Source organism: Bacillus sp. FSL R7-0685, from assembly GCF_038002425.1.
Taxonomy (GTDB): Bacteria; Bacillota; Bacilli; order Bacillales; family Bacillaceae; genus Bacillus; species Bacillus subtilis.
The window spans coordinates 991,033-1,008,833 of the sequence record NZ_JBBOCN010000001.1; the positions used below are offsets into that span (position 1 = coordinate 991,033).

Genomic DNA, 17,801 nt, shown 5'->3' on the forward strand with positions numbered 1-17,801 from the left:
TAATTCCCTTTAAAATATTCATTATTTTTTAAATATTATATTTACTATAATAACAGAAAAGGATAGGGGGAATACAAATGGTACATTACGGATTAAAGGGAATTACATGTGTGGAAACATCAATCAGCCATATTGATGGTGAAAAAGGGCGTCTGATTTACAGAGGACATCATGCAAAAGACATCGCACTGAATCACAGCTTTGAAGAAGCAGCTTATTTGATTTTATTTGGGAAACTGCCTTCAACTGAAGAATTGCAGGTATTTAAAGGTAAGCTGGCTGCGGAACGGAATCTTCCGGAACACATTGAGCGCTTGATTCAATCACTGCCAAACAACATGGACGATATGTCGGTGCTGAGAACGGTTGTTTCAGCATTGGGGGAAAATACGTACATATTCCATCCGAAAACAGAAGAAGCAATCCGGCTGATTGCAATCACGCCTTCCATCATTGCATACAGAAAAAGATGGACGCGCGGTGAACAAGCAATTGCACCTTCTTCCCAGTACGGACATGTCGAAAACTACTATTATATGCTCACAGGTGAACAGCCTTCAGAGGCAAAAAAGAAAGCGCTTGAAACCTATATGATTCTGGCCATGGAGCACGGCATGAACGCATCCACTTTTTCGGCACGAGTCACGTTATCAACAGAGAGTGATTTAGTGTCAGCCGTCACGTCTGCTCTCGGCACGATGAAAGGTCCGCTGCACGGAGGCGCTCCTTCTGCGGTGACAAAAATGCTTGAAGACATTGGAGAAAAAGAACATGCTGAAGCATATCTGAAAGAAAAACTCGAAAAAGGAGAGCGCTTGATGGGATTCGGCCACAGGGTGTACAAAACAAAAGACCCGCGGGCAGAAGCTTTGAGACAGAAAGCAGAAGAGGTGGCCGGCAATGACCGTGATCTTGATCTTGCGCTGCATGTAGAAGCAGAAGCGATTCGTTTGCTTGAAATCTACAAACCGGGACGAAAGCTGTACACAAATGTTGAATTTTACGCGGCTGCAGTGATGAAGGCCATCGATTTTGACGATGAATTGTTTACTCCGACCTTTTCAGCAAGCCGAATGGTAGGGTGGTGCGCCCATGTGCTGGAACAGGCAGAAAACAACATGATTTTCCGCCCGTCAGCGAAATATACCGGTGCCATTCCCGAGGAAGTACTTTCATAACATATTTTGGCGTTTATTCATTTCTGTCGTGTGGTAACGTTCAGTATCAACCACATGTCTAGGAGTGATGAATGTGAACCCAATGGACAGACAAACAGAAGGACAAGAACCGCAGCATCAGGACAGACAGCCGGGCATTGAATCAAAAATGAACCCGCTGCCGCTGTCAGAGGACGAGGATTATCGAGGAAGCGGAAAACTGAAAGGAAAAGTCGCGATCATTACTGGAGGCGACAGCGGAATAGGGAGAGCAGCAGCTATTGCCTTTGCTAAAGAGGGGGCTGATATCTCCATTCTATACTTAGACGAGCATTCGGACGCAGAGGAAACACGTAAACGGATCGAAAAGGAGAATGTCCGCTGCCTGCTTATCGCGGGAGATGTCGGGGACGAGAACCATTGTGAACAAGCTGTGCAGCAAACAGTGAACCATTTTGGTAAACTCGATATCTTAGTGAACAATGCCGCTGAACAGCATCCGCAGGACAGCATTCTCAATATTTCAACAGAGCAGCTGGAAAAAACCTTTCGCACAAATATTTTTTCCATGTTTCATATGACGAAGAAAGCTTTGCCTCATCTGCAAGAGGGGAGTGCCATTATTAATACGACATCGATTACCGCTTATGAAGGGGATACGGCGTTAATTGATTATTCCAGCACAAAGGGTGCGATTGTCTCCTTTACGCGTTCCATGGCGAAGTCGCTTGCAGATAAAGGCATCAGAGTGAATGCGGTGGCGCCTGGTCCGATTTGGACACCGCTTATTCCGGCGACATTCCCTGAGGAAAAAGTGAAACAGCACGGCTTGGATACCCCAATGGGAAGACCGGGACAGCCGGTTGAGCATGCAGGCGCCTATGTTCTGCTGGCGTCTGACCAATCTTCCTATATGACAGGGCAGACCATTCATGTGAATGGCGGCCGTTTTATTTCAACGTAATCAACGAAAAACCAGCTTCAGAGCTGGTTTTTTTTGTGATGAGAAATTTCAAAATAAAAAATTTGTCGATTTTTCTAACAATTTTGTTTTCATTTTTGCAATTTTATATATAATATTGAGTAGGAGAAAGGAATGATTCGCGACCAGGACAAATATAGTAGAAAAACAGAAAAATGACCATTGTTGCTCATGAATTCAGAAAATTCAAATAAAATATATAAAAATAGATGATCGGGAGTTGAAGGGGAATGAAAGGGAGCGTTTTTAGGAAGAAAAGCATTCAGGATTTAATCGCTGCGACGAGCGGTGAAAAGTCTTTAAAAAGAGAATTAGGGGCATTTGATTTAACGTTGCTTGGAATCGGCGCCATTATTGGCACAGGGATTTTTGTTCTGACGGGAACAGGCGCAGTCACGGCAGGTCCCGGACTGACCATTTCATTTGTTGTGGCGGCGTTGGCTTGTTTATTCGCCGCCCTGTCTTACGCGGAATTTGCGTCAAGTGTGCCTGTTTCAGGTTCGGTGTATACATTCACTTATGCGACATTGGGAGAGCTTATGGCCTTTATTATCGGGTGGGATTTAATTTTAGAATACATGCTGGCGGTAAGTGCAGTGTCGGTCGGCTGGTCTGGTTATTTCCAATCGTTTTTATCAGGGCTCGGCATTCATCTTCCGGTTGCTTTAACAGCGGCACCGGGCGCAGTGAAAGGCACCTTTACCCTGTTTAATCTTCCTGCATTCGTCATTGTAATGGCGATCACATATTTGCTTTATTTAGGCATCAAAGAATCAAAAAGAGTCAACAATATCATGGTTATCTTGAAGATACTGGTTGTTCTGCTGTTTATCGCGGTGGCAGCCGTTTACGTGAAGCCGCACAACTGGCAGCCGTTTATGCCAATGGGCTTTGGCGGCGTGTTCAGTGCAGCGGCGCTCGTATTCTTTGCTTTTATCGGATTTGACGCTGTATCCTCTGCTGCGGAAGAAACGAAAAATCCCGCGAAGGATCTGCCTAAAGGCATTATTTTCTCTTTACTGGTCTGCACGATTTTATATGTCACCGTATCAGCCATCATGACTGGGGTTATCCCGTTTGCTCAATTTGCGGGTGTGGATCATCCGGTTTCTCTTGTTCTTCAAAGCGCAGGGCAAAATTGGGTGGCAGGCATCATTGATATTGGCGCCGTGCTGGGAATGACAACAGTTATGCTCGTGATGCTTTACGGGCAGACCCGCGTCATGTTTGCCATGTCGCGTGACGGACTTGTGCCGGGTTCACTTTCTAAAGTGCATCCAAAGCACAAAACACCTTATGTGGCCACTTGGTTTTTCGGAACGATGTCGGCGCTTCTCGGCTCACTTGTTCCGCTGGATGAACTTGCAAAGCTGGTAAACATCGGGACGTTGTCGGCATTTGTCCTGATTTCTGTGGCAGTTATCGTTTTGAGAAAGAAACAGCCTGATCTTCCGAGAGCTTTTAAATGCCCGGGAGTTCCCGTGATCCCAGGCCTGGCGATTCTGTTCTGCCTGTTCTTGATTTTAAATCTGGGATGGGTGACGATTGTCCGCTTCCTAGTGTGGCTGTTAATCGGCTTGGTAATCTATTTTCTGTATTCAAGAAAGCATTCAAAATTAAATCAATAACCTTTTGATAAAGAGAGCGTCCATACAGGCCGCTCTCTTTTCTGTTCTTGGCAAATGAATCTATAGAAATGAAGACAAAAATAAGAGATAATATAGGCTGGAAAGGAAGTGACGTTTATTGTCTGAGCAAAAACCAGTCCAATGGGCTTCGAAAATCGGTTTCGTCATGGCAGCCGCCGGCTCGGCTATCGGCTTGGGCGCGATTTGGAAGTTCCCTTACGTAGCGGGGACCAATGGGGGAGGAGCCTTTTTTCTTATCTTCGTGTTATTTACCATCCTCTTAGGCTATCCGCTTTTGGTGGGGGAATTTATTTTTGGAAGACGGAACCAGACGAATGCCATTGATGCATATAAAAAAGAAGCGCCGCGATCAGCTTGGTTTCTTACGGGGTGGATCGGCGTAGCCGCGTGTTTCTTAGTGCTGTCGTTTTACAGTGTAATTGGGGGATGGATTTTGCTGTATATAGTAAAAACGGCGTCAGGCTCACTGTCCGGGCTTTCTCAAGCACAGTATGGCGCTCTTTTTGCTTCTATTATCCAAAATCCGGTGCAGACGCTCGCGGCTCAGCTTGTCTTTATGGCACTGACTGTACTCGTTGTCGCAAGAGGGGTTCAAAAAGGGATTGAACGGGTAAGCGCGGTGATGATGCCGATTTTGTTTTTATTGTTTATTCTGCTCGTTCTTCGGTCTCTTACGCTTAATGGTGCAATGGAAGGCGTAAAGTTTCTGCTTGTGCCTCATTTCGGCGATCTGACTCCGGAATCCATATTATTCGCGCTGGGACAGGCCTTCTTTACGTTAACACTGGGGGTTTCGGTGATGGTGACCTACAGCTCCTATTTGCCGAAAACACAAAATATCCCTCGTTCGGCAGCCTCCATTGTCTTGATGAATATCATTGTGACACTCTTGGCAGGTTTGGCTATTTTTCCGGCGGTTTTCTCATTCGGTTTTCAGCCAAATGAAGGACCGACACTGCTGTTTACAGTGCTTCCGGCCGTTTTTGAACAGCTTCCGTTCGGCACGTTGTTTTTTATCGGCTTTCTCGTTGCATTTTTATTTGCAGCCTTAACCTCAGCATTTTCGATGGTTGAAATTATCGTTGCCACAATCGGAAAAGGGGACGAAAAGAAGAGAAAAAAAATGTCATGGACGAGCGGGCTTTTGATCTTTTTGGTCGGAATCCCATGCTGCTTGTCTTATGGCGTTTTGAGTGATGTGCACCTATTTGGCAAAACATTTTTTGATATTGCCGACTTTACCGTCAGCAATGTTTTGATGCCTTCAGGCGCTCTGTTAATTTCTCTATTTATCCCGCTTAAAATTTCGAAAAGCGAACTCTTGGCTGAAATGCGAGATGGATCAAATGCAGGTAAAGCATTCTTTTACACATGGTTTTATTTGCTTCGTTTTATCGTGCCGCTTGCCATTATTATCGTGTTCTTAAATTTAATCGGAATTTTATCATTTTAAAAAACAGGCTCCGTTTCCGGGGCCTGTTTTTTATTTAATAAGATGATATCAACGGTGCCCATACCGTTTTCAGTTTTTGGATGCCGAGCCTGATGTCCTCTTCTGACAAACCGCCATAACCGATTAAGACAGAAGCAAAAGGCGTCTGTTCTTTATATGAGGGAGACACGGGATAGATGGTTACACCGTGGTCTGCGGCTGCTTGTATTGCTTCTTCCTCACTTGCTGGAAACAAAAGGCGCAGCAGGATGTGAAGCCCCGAGTTCTTACCGAGAATCTCAACGGTGTTTCCCAGTTCAGAGCGGATGGTTTCTAACAGGATAGTGTGTTTTTTTCGGTGCTTCTCATTCTATTTATGTGTTTTTGCCACTCTCCGGTTTCGATGAAGTCTGCCAGTGCCAATTGCGAGTGGACAGAGACGGTCTGCTTCATTAACTGAGCACTGTTTTTGATCGGTTCCATGAGTTCAGGGGGCACAATCATGAAGCTGAGCCGCAAGGAAGGCAGAAGTGACTTTGAAAAAGTGCCCAGATATATGACTCTGCCATTCGGATCAAGCCCCTGTAAAGACGGAATGGGATGGCCGCTGTAGCGAAATTCTCCATCGTAATCATCTTCTATAATGAATGAATTTGTTTCTGCCGCCCATGCCAGCAGCTCCTGTCTGCGGGTAATCGTCATAATGGTCCCAATCGGAAACTGATGCGAAGGAGTCGTATACATGAGATAAGGTTTCTGGCGGTAGAGCTCATCCGGCAGGACGCCTTCTGCATCAGAACAAATTGGAGTGACATCCATGTGATTTGCTTCAAACATCCTTCTTGAACGGTGAAAGCCCGGTTCTTCAAAGCCGATTTTTGTACCTGGCTTTAGCGAAAGGCAAAGAATTTGCAGAAGCACGGTGGTTCCTGCGCCGATGATAATCTGGCCGGGTTCGCAATTTACTCCCCGAGACAGCCTGACGAATCGGGCAATCATGTGCCTGAGTTCGTATTCTCCTTGAGGGGCGCCAGAGGTGTGAAACGATCTTGAATAGCGATCAAGACTTTTTACTATGCTTTTTCTCCATGCGTTAAAGGGAAAGAGGGTCGGATCAACGTTGCCCTGATGGAAGTCAATAGCAGGTGCGTTCTTTTCATGTAATCCCGGCTGTACAGACTGCTGAAAATGGTCAGGAGCTGTCGGGAATCCTTGTTCTACTTTCGCCGCGAACCAGCCGATTTTCGGCTTGCTTTTGACATAGCCCTCAGCAGTTAATTGCTCATAAGCTCGTTCTATAGTTGCCGTGCTGACATCGAGCAAGCTGGAGAGCCTGCGTTTTGACGGAAGTCTTGTTCCCTTTGTTATTCGCGCATGTGAAATTTCTTGTTTAAAAAAGGTATAAAGCTGCTCATACAGCGGTGTTTTGCTCTTTTTATCAAGAAACGGCGTAATATCCATCTCATGTCTCCTTTGTAGCTGGCATGGTCATTTTTTCTGATATTGGCTATTTGGCAAATGCCATTTATTAGCTATGATCATTGTAACGAAAGGAAAGGGGATTGAGAAGATGATCCATATGAAACAATTAACCTCGAAAGAAGAATGGGCTGAGTCGTATCCGATTATGAGTGAATTGAGAACAGAACTGGATATAGAGACGTATTTACAAAGGCTTGAAGCCTGTGTGCAGAAAGAATCGTATATGCTGTTTGCCTTATATGAAGATACAGCAATCAGAGCGCTATGCGGGGCTCTGCCGAGAGTTTCCATTCATAAAGGAGAGCACTTGTGGATTGCGGATCTTGTTACAACGGCACCTTGCCGATCAAAGGGATACGGCAAAATGCTTTTGGATTATGCCTCAGACTGGGCGAGAAAAGCCGGACTTGGTTTTGTCAGTCTTTCATCTGGCCTTCAGCGTAAAGACGCACATCGATTTTATACAGATAAAATGGGTTTTACTATAGAAAGTTATTTGTTCCAAAAACCGGTGTAATGAAAAAAAGACGCCTGAAAAGGCGTCTTTTTTAAAAGCCAAACTGTAAATTCGTATCTACAGATACAATGGTATACACACAAATAATCACAAAGAGATTAAGGATGACGCCGAGCAGGCCTGGACCTGTGCGCCCTCTCTTGATGAAGAGTTCAACAACGCCGAACGGAACGGCAGCCATGGCGAACGGAAGCATTTGATAGGAATAAAACGTGACGTTGCTGATAATGGCCAAATTCAGCAACAGCAGGGACAGAACCGCTGTCCCGACAGAGATCCAGCCGAATACATTGTGTTCTTTAAAAATTCTTACCAATTCCATAATTCCACCTCGCCGACATTCGCTGATTTTACAGATTTATTTTTCAGCATGCGCTGGATTTCCTTGGTTGGCCCTGTAACGACCGAACCGTATACATTGACACCGTTTTTCTCTACATAATCTAATCGGTTATCTACATTCAGGTCTTTCCGTTTTGAAATGACCTGAGCCCATTTTTCGTGTTTGGACATGAATTTCAGGGCGTTGATAAACTGATCGCCATTCGACTTGCCTTTTGTATTAAGGGCGGCCAAGAACTTTGAATCCTTTCCAGGATAGCCAAGAGGTTCTGTGGAAGCTGTCTTATTTGTGTTTTTCTCTGTTTCGATTGCGTTCCACAAAAAGCTCACATCATAGCCTTTGAATTTGTTATACACGTCTTTTGTCGGATATGCACGGTCATATGAAAGGTAGACCTCTGATACCGTTCCTTCAGGCAATGTGCTTAACGTTTTTTCTGCTTTTGCGGTCGTTTGTTCAGACTTGTTTGAAGGATGTGTAAAGTAATGGCCGGTTTTATTCACTTCTAAGTCATAGTAGTTTACTGCCGGCGCTTTTACTTTGTTATAAAACATTTCAACCCGTTCATTCCCTACGGCAGCCGTCTTCGTGCCAATCTGCTTTTGCAGCGGGAATTCCGTATTCATTCCAAATAGCTTCACTTGGCTTTTCAGTCCGGAAGTATCAACAAGAACATTCGGCATGGTCAGGGCTACAGTGACCGCGGCAGTTTCCATAAACTCATTGCCGGTGCTGTGTTTTCCACCCATTCCGTAATAGAGGTAGCTTCCCAGCGTACAAAGCGGCAAAATCATCAATGTCGAAATGACGGCAAGCACAGAAATTCGCAAATAAGACTTGCGTTTGCCGTAGGCTAAAATCGCTTTTTGTTTTTCAGGACTGATGCTGAGTTCCCAATCGTTATCGTCCTCTAGTTCGCTGTCAATCAGTTCCTGATATACTTCGAGCTTCTCAAGTTCTTCCTCAAATGCAGTCATTTCCTGGTCGCTCATTTCCCCATTTTTATATTGATCAAAACGCTTTTTAAATTCTTCATTCATCATTAACACCTCTATTATAAAGTGCTTTCAGCCGCTGTCTGGCACGAAATAAAACACTTTTAAAATTCGCCTCTGAAATATTCATAATATGGGATGCTTCTTTGTAGTTTAACTCTTTTAAATAATATAGCGTTAAGGCCTCCCGGTAATTATCGGGGAGCTCGGACATATAACCAGTCAGCACTTCCTTTATCTCTACCTGATGGGCAGGACTTTGAACAGCATTTTGAAAGAGGCTTCCGATTAAGTCATCAGAAATGGTTACTTCTTTCTTATGCTTTCTGACGTAATCAATGAAGGCGTTTCGCGCCACTTGAAAAAGCCAGGGCTTTACTTTGCTGTGATCATAGGAGTGAATGTGTATGTATGCCCGCATAAAGGTTTCCTGCAGCAAGTCTTCAGCAAGATGCTTGTCTTTTGTCATGGAGAGCAGGAACCTGTAAACATCATTCATGTACATTTGGTAAATTTCATCGATCGTCACTGCCTTTTCTCCCCTCTATGTTATACACGCATAAGAAAGGTTTAAAGTTGCACATTACATGCAAACGGCTTTTTTATACCTAATCAAACACCATTACTATATAGTACCCAAAAATGGCCGCAAAAGATAGTGCGGAGAAATGTTTAACATTTTTTCCAGAGGGGAAAAGATAGTGAAAAAGTGAAGGAGTGGCACAATGGAATATACCAGTATAGCAGATACAGGAATAGAAGCCTCCAGAATCGGCCTCGGCACATGGGCCATTGGCGGAACGATGTGGGGAGGCACTGACGAAAAAACATCGATTGAAACAATCCGCGCCGCTCTTGATCAGGGGATTACACTGATTGACACCGCGCCGGCTTACGGCTTCGGGCAGTCCGAGGAAATCGTCGGAAAGGCAATCAAAGAGTACGGCAAAAGAGACCAGGTGATTCTCGCAACGAAAACGGCTCTGGACTGGAAGAACAACCAGCTGTTCCGCCATGCGAACAGAGCGAGAATTGTAGAGGAAGTTGAGAATTCTTTGAAGCGGCTTCAAACAGACTATATTGATCTTTATCAGGTGCATTGGCCCGATCCGCTTGTGCCAATTGAAGAAACGGCTGAAGTCATGAAGGAATTATATGATGCGGGAAAAATCCGGGCGATTGGCGTCAGCAATTTTTCAATTGAGCAAATGGATACATTTCGCGCCGTCGCACCTCTCCATACGATTCAGCCTCCATATAATCTGTTTGAAAGAGAGATGGAAGAGAGTGTCCTTCCTTATGCGAAAGATAACAAGATAACAACATTATTATACGGCAGTTTATGCAGAGGGCTGTTAACAGGCAAAATGACCGAAGAGTATACATTTGAGGGCGATGATCTGCGTAATCACGATCCAAAATTCCAGAAGCCCCGCTTTAAAGAGTATCTTTCTGCTGTCAATCAATTGGATAAGCTGGCGAAGACACGTTATGGAAAATCAGTGATTCACTTGGCTGTCAGATGGATCTTAGATCAGCCGGGAGCGGATATCGCTCTTTGGGGGGCAAGAAAGCCTGGGCAGCTTGAGGCCCTATCTGAGATTACAGGCTGGACGCTGAACAGTGAAGATCAGAAAGATATCAATACTATATTGGAAAATACGATATCAGACCCTGTCGGACCGGAGTTTATGGCCCCGCCGACCAGAGAGGAAATATAACAAAAGCTGAGGGCGAATCCTCAGCTTTTTGGCGTTTTAACGGGAGAAATCTTAAAAATTAGTACCAGGTAATAAAAAATGTTGTTATAATAGATGACAGAAAGAATCATTGATTACGACAAAGGAAGTGCGATATGTATAAGTTTTGTGCAAATGCTTTAAAAGTTATTCTTTCTCTTCGCGGAGGAGTGAAGGTGTATAACAAAGAAAACCTTCCGGCCGATTCAGGTTTTGTCATCGCGTGTACACATTCCGGCTGGGTTGATGTGATTACACTCGGAGTCGGGATTCTTCCTTATCAAATACACTACATGGCGAAAAAAGAGCTTTTTCAAAATAAATGGATCGGTTCGTTTCTGAAGAAAATTCATGCCTTTCCGGTAGATCGGGAAAATCCCGGGCCAAGCAGTATTAAAACGCCGATTAAGCTGCTGAAAGAAGGAGAGATCGTCGGTATCTTCCCAAGCGGAACAAGAACCTCTGAGGATGTGCCTTTGAAAAGAGGTGCGGTGACAATTGCGCAAATGGGGAAAGCGCCGCTTGTCCCCGCTGCATATCAGGGCCCTTCAAGCGGAAAAGAATTATTCAAAAAAGGAAAAATGAAGCTGATTATCGGTGAGCCTCTTCACCAGGCAGATTTTGCCCACCTGCCTTCAAAGGAAAGACTTGCAGCAATGACAGAGGCTTTGAATCAGCGGATTAAAGAACTAGAGAATAAACTTGATCAGCTATAAGGCGTTCTGAGAGATTGCCCTGAACTGTGAAAATAAGAAAAGCACCTTATACAAGGTGCTTTTCTTATTATGCTTCCTGCTGGTTAGCTGTCTCCAGAAGTTCTTCTTCTTGAAGCTTTTTCACTTCAATATATGCCACGTGGTGGCCGTCAATTTCATTAATGATGAATTCGCAGCCCTCTTCGATGATGGAATCATCTTTTTCAACATCGTATTTTTGAGTAAGGAACCAGCCGCCGATTGTGTCGACTTCTTCGTTCTCTAAATGAATGCCTAGCAGGTCGTTTACTTGGTCAATTAACACTTTTCCGTCAAGAATATAATGGCCTTCGCCGATTTTGCGGATTTCGCTAATTTCATCAATATCAAATTCGTCGCGGATTTCACCGACAATTTCCTCAATGATGTCCTCAACCGTCACAAGCCCGGCAGTACCGCCGTATTCATCAGACAAAATGGCCATGTGGACCCTCTCTTTTTGCATTTTGACAAGCAGGTCTTGGATTGGCGCAGATTCAATGACATGAATGATCGGGTTGACGAATTGAGAAATGGTGGAATCAACAGATACCTCACCGCTTATGCAGGCTGTCAGCACTTCTTTAATGTTAATAACCCCGATAATGTTATCTTTATCGCCCTCTTCCACAGGGTAGCGGGTATATTTTTCAATCTGAATGATGTCCATCATTTCAGAAATCTTGATATCATGCGGAAGGCTGACAATTTCGGTCCGCGGAATCATAATTTCTTTCGCGAGCCTGTCGTCAAATTCAAAGATTTTATTCACATATTTAAACTCTGATTGGTTGATTTCACCGCTTTTATAGCTTTCAGACAAAATGATTCGCAGTTCTTCTTCTGAGTGAGCCAGTTCGTTTTCTGAAACGGTCTCCAGGCCAAATGCTTTGGTCAATAACCGTGCGGAATTGTTCAAAAGCCAAATGAATGGGAACGCGATGCGGTAAAACCAAATCAGCGGTTTCGCAAACAGCATAGACACTGCTTCCGCCTTTTGGATAGCGACTGTTTTAGGTGCAAGTTCTCCGACAACAACGTGTAAGAACGTGATAATGGCATACGCAAAAATAAACGATATGACATGTGAAAGGGAACCTGGAACGTTCATTTGGACGAAAAGCGGGTGAAGCAGCCTTTCAATCGTTGATTCACCTAAAACCCCTAATCCGATGGAAGTCAATGTAATTCCGAGCTGACACGCAGATAAATATTCATCAAGATGCGTGGTCACTTTTTTTACGGCTATTGCTGCTTTATTTCCTTCCGCGATCAGCTGATCGATCCGTGAGCCTCTGATTCTGATAATGGCAAACTCAGATGCCACGAAAAATGCCGTCAGGGCGATTAAAACAGCAACTAAAATCAAATTCACTATGTCCAATTAGAACCTTCACTCTAGCAATGAGAATGAAGGTAACACCTCCTGTTAGATAAAATGGTTTTAACTTAACAGCAGCATAAATGATTGGAACACGGCGAGCTTTTCAGGCGGGAGTTTGCTTTTCAGCTTGTCACGATCCTCGGGCTTCAGCCGTTCAAACCGATGCAAGATTCCGGAGATGTTTTGATTCATATGATCAATTTCTAATGCCAGATTTCCAATTTCATCATCAAGTTTAGCTGAAGAGGGAAACTGGTTCTCCAGTCGATCTTTAATATCGGACAGGGCCAATCGCTGCTTCTTGCAATCTACAATAAATATAAGTCGTTTGAGTGCATTTTCGTCGTAGTAACGGTAATTTGAACAGGATCTGGCCGGCGTAAGCAGACCGAGATTCGTATAATAATCAACTGTCCGTTTCGTTACTCCGGCGAGTGCCGCTAGTTCACTGATGCGATAAGTCTCAGCCCCATCTATATCCCTCCCAACCATCACGTTATAGTTATGAGAATAGTTTAATATATGAACGGTGTCTTGCACAAGTTTATTGTTTTTTTCAGACCGGAATTGGAAGTTGTGGAATTCATCATCTGATTGAAGTAACATAGGAAGATAGAATTTTCAAATTTTTATATGCGGAAGGGACAGATGAAATTGGCTGGGTTATCCCGGGAAGTTGAAGAAAATTTAAATAAAGGATCATGGATTCGCAAGCTGTTTGATGAAGGTGCAAGGCTGAAGAAGGAGTTCGGGGAAGACCAGGTATTTGATTTTTCACTCGGCAACCCGATTGTTGAACCGCCTGAAGCTTTTAAGAGAGCGTTAATAGAGGAAGCTGAAAAAGGCAGCCACGGATACATACAAAATCAAGGGCTTCCTGCAGCGAGAGAAAAAGTCGCGCAATTTCTGGGCTCGCGTTTTGAAGCTGATTTCTCAGCGGAGCGCATCGTCATGACGGTGGGCGCGGGAGGCGCTTTGAATGTTGCGTTAAAAAGCATCGTAAACCCTGGGGAAGAGGTCATTATTCTCGCACCTTATTTTGCCGAATATAAGTTGTATATTGAGAACTACGGGGGAAAGGCCGTCAGTTGCCCATTGACAGGCCGGTTTGAGATCGACATTGAAGCGGTAAGGCAATCGATCACTCCACAGACGAAAGGGCTGATCCTCAATACACCGCATAACCCCACAGGCACGGTTCTCAGCCAGAAAAATATAGACGATTTAGGCGCTTTATTAAAAGAAATAGAAGAGAAGAGCGGCCAGACGATTTATGTGCTGTTTGATGAACCGTACAGTCAATTAATCTATGATGAAGAACTGGCAAATCCGTTTCAATCGTACCATCGTGTGATATTGGCCAGCTCATTCAGTAAAGATCTAGGCATAGCCGGGGAGCGGCTCGGGTATATCGGATTGGACAGCCGAATGCCGGATGCGGACCTTTTGATCAACGCTTTTGTGTATTGTAATCGAACGCTTGGATTTGTGAATGCCCCTGTCATGATGCAGCGGGCTGTGGCACGAATGGATGATTTAAGAGTAGACGCGAGCGCTTATAAAGAGCGCCGGGATTTAATGGTAGACATTTTAAAAGAAGCCGGTTTTGAATTTGAAATGCCAAAGGGAGGTTTCTTTGTTTTTCCGAAATCGCCGATTGAAGATGAAGTTGCATTTTGCGTGCATGCCGCCCAAAAATACAAATTATTAATTGTGCCGAGCAGCAGTTTTGGAATGAGCGGGCATTTCCGATTATCCTTCAGTGTGCCGATCGAGCAGATTAAAAACTCACGGGACATTTTCATTTCTTTATATAAAGATTTTGCTTAAGAAGGCAAAGAAAAGAAAACAGTTTTTAAGGCTGTTTTCTTTTTATATCCGCAAAAACCTTCCTCTTCCAATCCAGACAGGCAGGAATTGAAAAGCAGTGCAGGCAATTAAGGCTTTCTTCATGATAAAAGTCTAAAAATTAAAAATCATTTTTGGAATGAGTTGTGTTACAATAAAATATACAATTTATAATCAAACTTTGACTTTTGGAGGTGGTATGATGGGGCCCTCTGCTTAGGCAACAATACACCGCGTACCTCAATGTTAAGGAAAAATGATTATATCAGGAGGTGACTCCTTATCCTTTGTTGAGAGGATAGGGTTAAATGGACGATATTGACAGTCTGATTTTAATTGGCGTGCTCATTGCTTTAACCGCGTTTTTCGTTGCAAGCGAGTTTGCGATTGTTAGAGTAAGGAGATCCAGAATAGATCAGCTTATCACAGAAGGAAACAAACGGGCGATACTCGCAAGGCGTGTCATTACAGATTTGGATGAATATTTATCCGCATCCCAGCTGGGCATTACATTGACATCAATTGGACTTGGCGTACTGGGTGAACCGGCCTTTGAACGGCTGCTGCATCCACTGTTTGAACCGCTCGGCTTGCCAGACTCGGTTTCACATGCAGCCTCTTTTGCAGTCGCGTACGGCTTGATCACGTTCCTGCACGTTGTTGTAGGTGAACTGGCCCCGAAAACGGTCGCGATTCAAAAGGCAGAACAGCTGACTTTACTGATAGCGGGCCCTTTGCGTTTATTCTATTTGCTCCTGTTTCCATTTATTTGGATCCTCAATGGATCGGCGCGGTTTTTATGCGGGATGTTCGGTTTGAAGCCTGCGTCAGAACATGATGGTTCCCATTCTGAGGAAGAACTCAGGATGCTGTTATCTGAGAGTTTAAAAAACGGAGAGATTAATCCGTCTGAATATAAATATGTGAATAAGATTTTTGAATTTGATAATCGGATCGCCAAAGAAATTATGATACCGCGGAAGGAAATGGCTGCTGTGTCAACTGAGATGACGATGGCCGAGATGCTCGAAGTCATGCTGAAGGAAAAATACACGCGCTGGCCAGTCACAGATGGAGACAAAGACAGTGTGATCGGTTTGGTCAATACGAAGCATTTGTTTTCTGATTTGCTGTTTATGACAGAAGAAGAACGAATGAAGATGACGATCCATCCGTATGTGAGGCCGGTCATCGAAGTGATTGAAACGATCCCGGTTCATGACTTGTTGATTAAAATGCAGCGCGAGCGCATTCATATGGCTATATTGTCGGATGAATACGGAGGAACCTCGGGACTTGTGACGACAGAGGATATTCTTGAGGAAATTGTCGGAGAGATCAGAGATGAATTTGATGAAGATGAACAGCCGCTGATCCAAAAGCTTGGCGACGGACATTATGTGATGGATGGAAAGGTTCGGATCGATCAGGTGAACAGCCTTCTTGGCGCATCGATTCAAGAAGATGTCGATACGATCGGCGGGCTGATATTAAAAGAAAACATCGATATTGAGGCTGGTGAATCCATTCGCATCGGTTCATATACGATAAAGGTGCTGAAGATGGACGGCCGATTAATCAAGCAAATCGATATAAAAGAAGAAGCCGGCAACACAACCGGGATTATGGCGCACCACAAGCTGCCGCTGCCTGAGCCTGTGATGCTGAACAGTGCAACCTTGAGCGAGAAATAAGCTCAAGGTTTTTTTATATTGTGATTGTCCAGCCGCACCAAAATGCCAAAAGCGACCCACAAAGTGTCAGGGCGATGTACAAGATGCTTTCTATTACACGTTTGGCCATAAGGAGTTGAATACTTTCAACGCTGAAGGTGGAAAAGGTCGTAAAGGCGCCAAAAAACCCCGTGCCGATGATAAGCGAGACCGAAGCATTTGCAACGTGAAGTCCTGTAAATATTCCGAGCCCGAGAGCTCCGAGAATATTGACTGTCAGTATGCCAATGGGCAGGCTCAGACCTTTGGTTTTGGCGGTTATGACATTGCCAAGCCAGAACCGAAGCATTGCGCCAAGTCCGCCCCCTATGAAAATACCCGCTAGTGTCATCTTTCCTGCAGCCCCTTTCTTTGCTGAATGCCTGCTATGCGCCGTCCCGCAAAAACACCAATCAGTGCAAATATGATCCCTGATATCAATGAGGCTGCCACATATAAAAGAGCCAATGAGGGTTGTCCTTGCAAAAGCATCACCGTTTCCTTAGAAAACGTGGACATTGTTGTGAAGCCTCCGCAAAAGCCGGTGCCTAAAAAAGCCGACAGCAGAGGCCGTTTTGCCCCGATCATAAAAAATCCGGTCAAAATGCCTAATAGAAGGCTGCCTGCCGCATTTTCCAGCCAGGTTGCCGCCGGGAACTGACCGGTGTGTATCCATAAGTTTAATCCGTATCGGAGGCAGGCGCCAAGCGCGCCTCCGATAAAAACCGCGCTATATATTTTCATGTTTGCCATCCTTTATGATGAAATCCGGGTAATCTGTAACGATGCCGTCCACGCCCATGGCTTGTAATTTTGCCGCTGTCTTTTGATTGTTGACAGTCCATGCAAATATGTTTAAGCCATTTTTATTGATGGAGCCGATCATCAGACGGTTAAGCCGTGTGTGTTTTATATTGACATAGTTTGCAAAAGAGCGGAAGGCCTTCATCTGATTTCTGGACAGCATGCCAAAGTTGGGCCTTGTAATGACCGCTGTCGGAATCGAAGGATAAAGCTCGCGGAACCTTTGGACGGAGCGGAACTGAAAGGATTGAACAATATTATTGATAGAAAAAGAAAATTGCCCTAATAGCTGTCCCACCTCTTCTTCAATTCCGACTTGAGACGGATGGCCTTTTAGTTCAATTAAAAGGCCGATTTTTTTGTGGTAGCGCTTGAGCACCGCTTCCAGGGTTGGAATACGCTCTCCTTGAAAAGCGGGACCGTACCAGCTTCCTGCATCGAGTTTTTGCAATTCCTCCAAGGTAAAATCCTTAACAAAGCCCGATCCGTTTGTTGTTCGGTCAACCCTGTCATCGTGTATCACAACAATCTGCCTGTCTTTTGTAAGCTGGACATCCAGTTCGATCATATCTGCATTCATTTTCACCGCAAGGTCAAATGCGGCAATCGTATTTTCCGGAGCGTAGCCGGATGCTCCGCGATGGGCAATGATGTACAAGCTAAGTCAGCTCCTCGTATGGGCATTTCTGTTATTGTATCAAATCCATATATGCACCGCGATACAAACTGGTGAATTTTTTCTGCCATATCGGAATGGTCCGGGCTGAGGAATGCGTATAACTAAAAAAAGACACTCAGCGTATCAGAACACATTTCGTCAGAAAATTAGGTCTTTCGACATGTTCACAACAAAATATGATCCTTTATAATAGCAAAAAAGGAGGCGAGATCATGGGAAAAGGGAGAATCAGAGTGGAGGAAAGAATTAAAGCCGAAACGGATGCTGAAATGCAAAAAGCAACTCTCCTTGATCAGACACAAACGAAAAAAGGTAAGTGACTGTCCCTATTGAATCTGGCTGAT

The 17,801-nt window shown here is 44.4% G+C and carries 18 protein-coding genes and 1 pseudogene; 10 read left to right on the top strand and 9 right to left on the bottom strand.

Going from position 1 to position 17,801, the window contains the following annotated elements:
- The first annotated feature begins 77 nt into the window (after positions 1–77).
- The 4 genes from citA to MKY50_RS05205 all read left to right on the top strand — a co-directional run bounded on the left by citA (position 78) and on the right by MKY50_RS05205 (position 5,241).
- Positions 78–1,178: a citrate synthase CitA gene (gene citA, locus MKY50_RS05190; RefSeq protein ID WP_038427555.1), complete on the top strand. Its 1,101-nt coding sequence runs from the start codon at positions 78–80 to the stop codon at positions 1,176–1,178.
- Positions 1,179–1,251: 73 nt separating this feature from the next.
- Complete coding sequence (locus MKY50_RS05195; protein WP_341116264.1) at positions 1,252–2,121, top strand: SDR family oxidoreductase; 870 nt, start codon at positions 1,252–1,254, stop codon at positions 2,119–2,121.
- Positions 2,122–2,369: 248 nt separating this feature from the next.
- Positions 2,370–3,767 (top strand): branched-chain amino acid transporter BcaP, encoded by a 1,398-nt coding sequence (gene bcaP / locus MKY50_RS05200; RefSeq protein WP_003245791.1) that lies wholly within the window; start codon positions 2,370–2,372, stop codon positions 3,765–3,767.
- A gap of 118 nt (positions 3,768–3,885) precedes the next feature.
- Positions 3,886–5,241 carry a sodium-dependent transporter gene (locus tag MKY50_RS05205; RefSeq protein ID WP_341116265.1) on the top strand — a complete coding sequence of 452 codons (1,356 nt, stop codon included), beginning with the start codon at positions 3,886–3,888 and terminating at the stop codon, positions 5,239–5,241.
- A gap of 34 nt (positions 5,242–5,275) precedes the next feature.
- Here the strand turns inward: MKY50_RS05205 and pdxR are convergent.
- A pseudogene (gene pdxR, locus MKY50_RS05210) lies at positions 5,276–6,681 on the bottom strand (MocR-like pyridoxine biosynthesis transcription factor PdxR).
- 109 nt (positions 6,682–6,790) lie between these two features.
- Here pdxR and MKY50_RS05215 point away from each other — a divergent pair.
- The gene (locus tag MKY50_RS05215; protein WP_015252470.1) at positions 6,791–7,219 is read left to right on the top strand and encodes a GNAT family N-acetyltransferase; all 429 of its coding nucleotides are present in this window, start codon (positions 6,791–6,793) and stop codon (positions 7,217–7,219) included.
- A gap of 31 nt (positions 7,220–7,250) precedes the next feature.
- Here MKY50_RS05215 and MKY50_RS05220 read toward each other — a convergent pair whose 3' ends face one another.
- Genes MKY50_RS05220 through sigM form a run of 3 tightly spaced genes read right to left on the bottom strand, consistent with a single transcriptional unit; the run spans position 7,251 to position 9,086 of the window.
- Complete coding sequence (locus tag MKY50_RS05220; RefSeq protein ID WP_003233341.1) at positions 7,251–7,541, bottom strand: anti-sigma-M factor; 291 nt, start codon at positions 7,539–7,541, stop codon at positions 7,251–7,253.
- Positions 7,529–8,605, bottom strand: a complete 1,077-nt coding sequence (locus MKY50_RS05225) for an anti-sigma factor (RefSeq protein ID WP_341117288.1) — start codon at positions 8,603–8,605, stop codon at positions 7,529–7,531. The genes MKY50_RS05220 and MKY50_RS05225 overlap by 13 nt, the downstream gene beginning before the upstream one ends.
- Positions 8,595–9,086, bottom strand: coding sequence for an RNA polymerase sigma factor SigM (gene sigM, locus MKY50_RS05230; protein ID WP_003224177.1), 492 nt, complete (start codon positions 9,084–9,086; stop codon positions 8,595–8,597). The genes MKY50_RS05225 and sigM overlap by 11 nt, the downstream gene beginning before the upstream one ends.
- Positions 9,087–9,282: 196 nt before the next feature.
- Between sigM and akrN the strand changes: the two genes are divergently transcribed.
- Both akrN and MKY50_RS05240 read left to right on the top strand, forming a co-directional pair.
- Positions 9,283–10,278: an aldo/keto reductase AkrN gene (gene akrN / locus MKY50_RS05235; protein ID WP_003245422.1), complete on the top strand. Its 996-nt coding sequence runs from the start codon at positions 9,283–9,285 to the stop codon at positions 10,276–10,278.
- 134 nt (positions 10,279–10,412) lie between these two features.
- Complete coding sequence (locus MKY50_RS05240) at positions 10,413–11,012, top strand: 1-acylglycerol-3-phosphate O-acyltransferase (protein ID WP_003233335.1); 600 nt, start codon at positions 10,413–10,415, stop codon at positions 11,010–11,012.
- A 67-nt stretch (positions 11,013–11,079) separates the two neighbouring features.
- On the opposite strand, the gene MKY50_RS05245 is transcribed toward MKY50_RS05240, so the two are convergent.
- A complete protein-coding gene (locus tag MKY50_RS05245; protein ID WP_009966903.1) occupies positions 11,080–12,414 on the bottom strand; it encodes a hemolysin family protein in 1,335 nt (444 codons plus the stop codon).
- A gap of 60 nt (positions 12,415–12,474) precedes the next feature.
- Positions 12,475–12,906 (bottom strand): Cu(I)-responsive transcriptional regulator, encoded by a 432-nt coding sequence (gene cueR, locus MKY50_RS05250; protein WP_010886460.1) that lies wholly within the window; start codon positions 12,904–12,906, stop codon positions 12,475–12,477.
- Between the two features lie 156 nt (positions 12,907–13,062).
- Between cueR and MKY50_RS05255 the strand changes: the two genes are divergently transcribed.
- Positions 13,063–14,244 (top strand): pyridoxal phosphate-dependent aminotransferase, encoded by a 1,182-nt coding sequence (locus tag MKY50_RS05255; protein WP_341116266.1) that lies wholly within the window; start codon positions 13,063–13,065, stop codon positions 14,242–14,244.
- A 326-nt stretch (positions 14,245–14,570) separates the two neighbouring features.
- Positions 14,571–15,956 carry a hemolysin family protein gene (locus MKY50_RS05260; RefSeq protein ID WP_061891223.1) on the top strand — a complete coding sequence of 462 codons (1,386 nt, stop codon included), beginning with the start codon at positions 14,571–14,573 and terminating at the stop codon, positions 15,954–15,956.
- A gap of 13 nt (positions 15,957–15,969) precedes the next feature.
- Here the strand turns inward: MKY50_RS05260 and crcB are convergent, their stop codons facing one another.
- From crcB to MKY50_RS05275, 3 genes are read right to left on the bottom strand one after another with little or no spacing between them, the layout of a single operon-like run.
- On the bottom strand, positions 15,970–16,326 hold the full coding sequence (gene crcB, locus MKY50_RS05265) for a fluoride efflux transporter CrcB (RefSeq protein ID WP_003233320.1): 357 nt from the start codon (positions 16,324–16,326) through the stop codon (positions 15,970–15,972).
- Complete coding sequence (locus tag MKY50_RS05270; protein ID WP_014479308.1) at positions 16,323–16,718, bottom strand: fluoride efflux transporter FluC; 396 nt, start codon at positions 16,716–16,718, stop codon at positions 16,323–16,325. Before MKY50_RS05270 ends, crcB begins: the two co-directional genes overlap by 4 nt.
- Positions 16,705–17,436 (bottom strand): glycerophosphodiester phosphodiesterase, encoded by a 732-nt coding sequence (locus MKY50_RS05275; protein ID WP_003244958.1) that lies wholly within the window; start codon positions 17,434–17,436, stop codon positions 16,705–16,707. Before MKY50_RS05275 ends, MKY50_RS05270 begins: the two co-directional genes overlap by 14 nt.
- A 233-nt stretch (positions 17,437–17,669) precedes the next feature.
- On the opposite strand from MKY50_RS05275, the gene MKY50_RS05280 reads away from it, so the two are divergent.
- On the top strand, positions 17,670–17,777 hold the full coding sequence (locus MKY50_RS05280) for a YhdX family protein (protein ID WP_009966908.1): 108 nt from the start codon (positions 17,670–17,672) through the stop codon (positions 17,775–17,777).
- Positions 17,778–17,801 lie beyond the last annotated feature (24 nt).

Coding starts and splice junctions, on each gene's coding strand:
- MKY50_RS05225 (WP_341117288.1), bottom strand. CDS start 8,605: ATGATGAATGAAGAATTTAAAAAGCGTTTTGATCAATATAAAAATGGG.
- bcaP (WP_003245791.1), top strand. CDS start 2,370: ATGAAAGGGAGCGTTTTTAGGAAGAAAAGCATTCAGGATTTAATCGCT.
- MKY50_RS05260 (WP_061891223.1), top strand. CDS start 14,571: ATGGACGATATTGACAGTCTGATTTTAATTGGCGTGCTCATTGCTTTA.
- MKY50_RS05240 (WP_003233335.1), top strand. CDS start 10,413: ATGTATAAGTTTTGTGCAAATGCTTTAAAAGTTATTCTTTCTCTTCGC.
- crcB (WP_003233320.1), bottom strand. CDS start 16,326: ATGACACTAGCGGGTATTTTCATAGGGGGCGGACTTGGCGCAATGCTT.
- cueR (WP_010886460.1), bottom strand. CDS start 12,906: ATGGTTGGGAGGGATATAGATGGGGCTGAGACTTATCGCATCAGTGAA.
- MKY50_RS05280 (WP_009966908.1), top strand. CDS start 17,670: ATGGGAAAAGGGAGAATCAGAGTGGAGGAAAGAATTAAAGCCGAAACG.
- MKY50_RS05270 (WP_014479308.1), bottom strand. CDS start 16,718: ATGAAAATATATAGCGCGGTTTTTATCGGAGGCGCGCTTGGCGCCTGC.
- citA (WP_038427555.1), top strand. CDS start 78: ATGGTACATTACGGATTAAAGGGAATTACATGTGTGGAAACATCAATC.
- akrN (WP_003245422.1), top strand. CDS start 9,283: ATGGAATATACCAGTATAGCAGATACAGGAATAGAAGCCTCCAGAATC.
- MKY50_RS05255 (WP_341116266.1), top strand. CDS start 13,063: ATGAAATTGGCTGGGTTATCCCGGGAAGTTGAAGAAAATTTAAATAAA.
- MKY50_RS05215 (WP_015252470.1), top strand. CDS start 6,791: ATGATCCATATGAAACAATTAACCTCGAAAGAAGAATGGGCTGAGTCG.
- MKY50_RS05220 (WP_003233341.1), bottom strand. CDS start 7,541: ATGGAATTGGTAAGAATTTTTAAAGAACACAATGTATTCGGCTGGATC.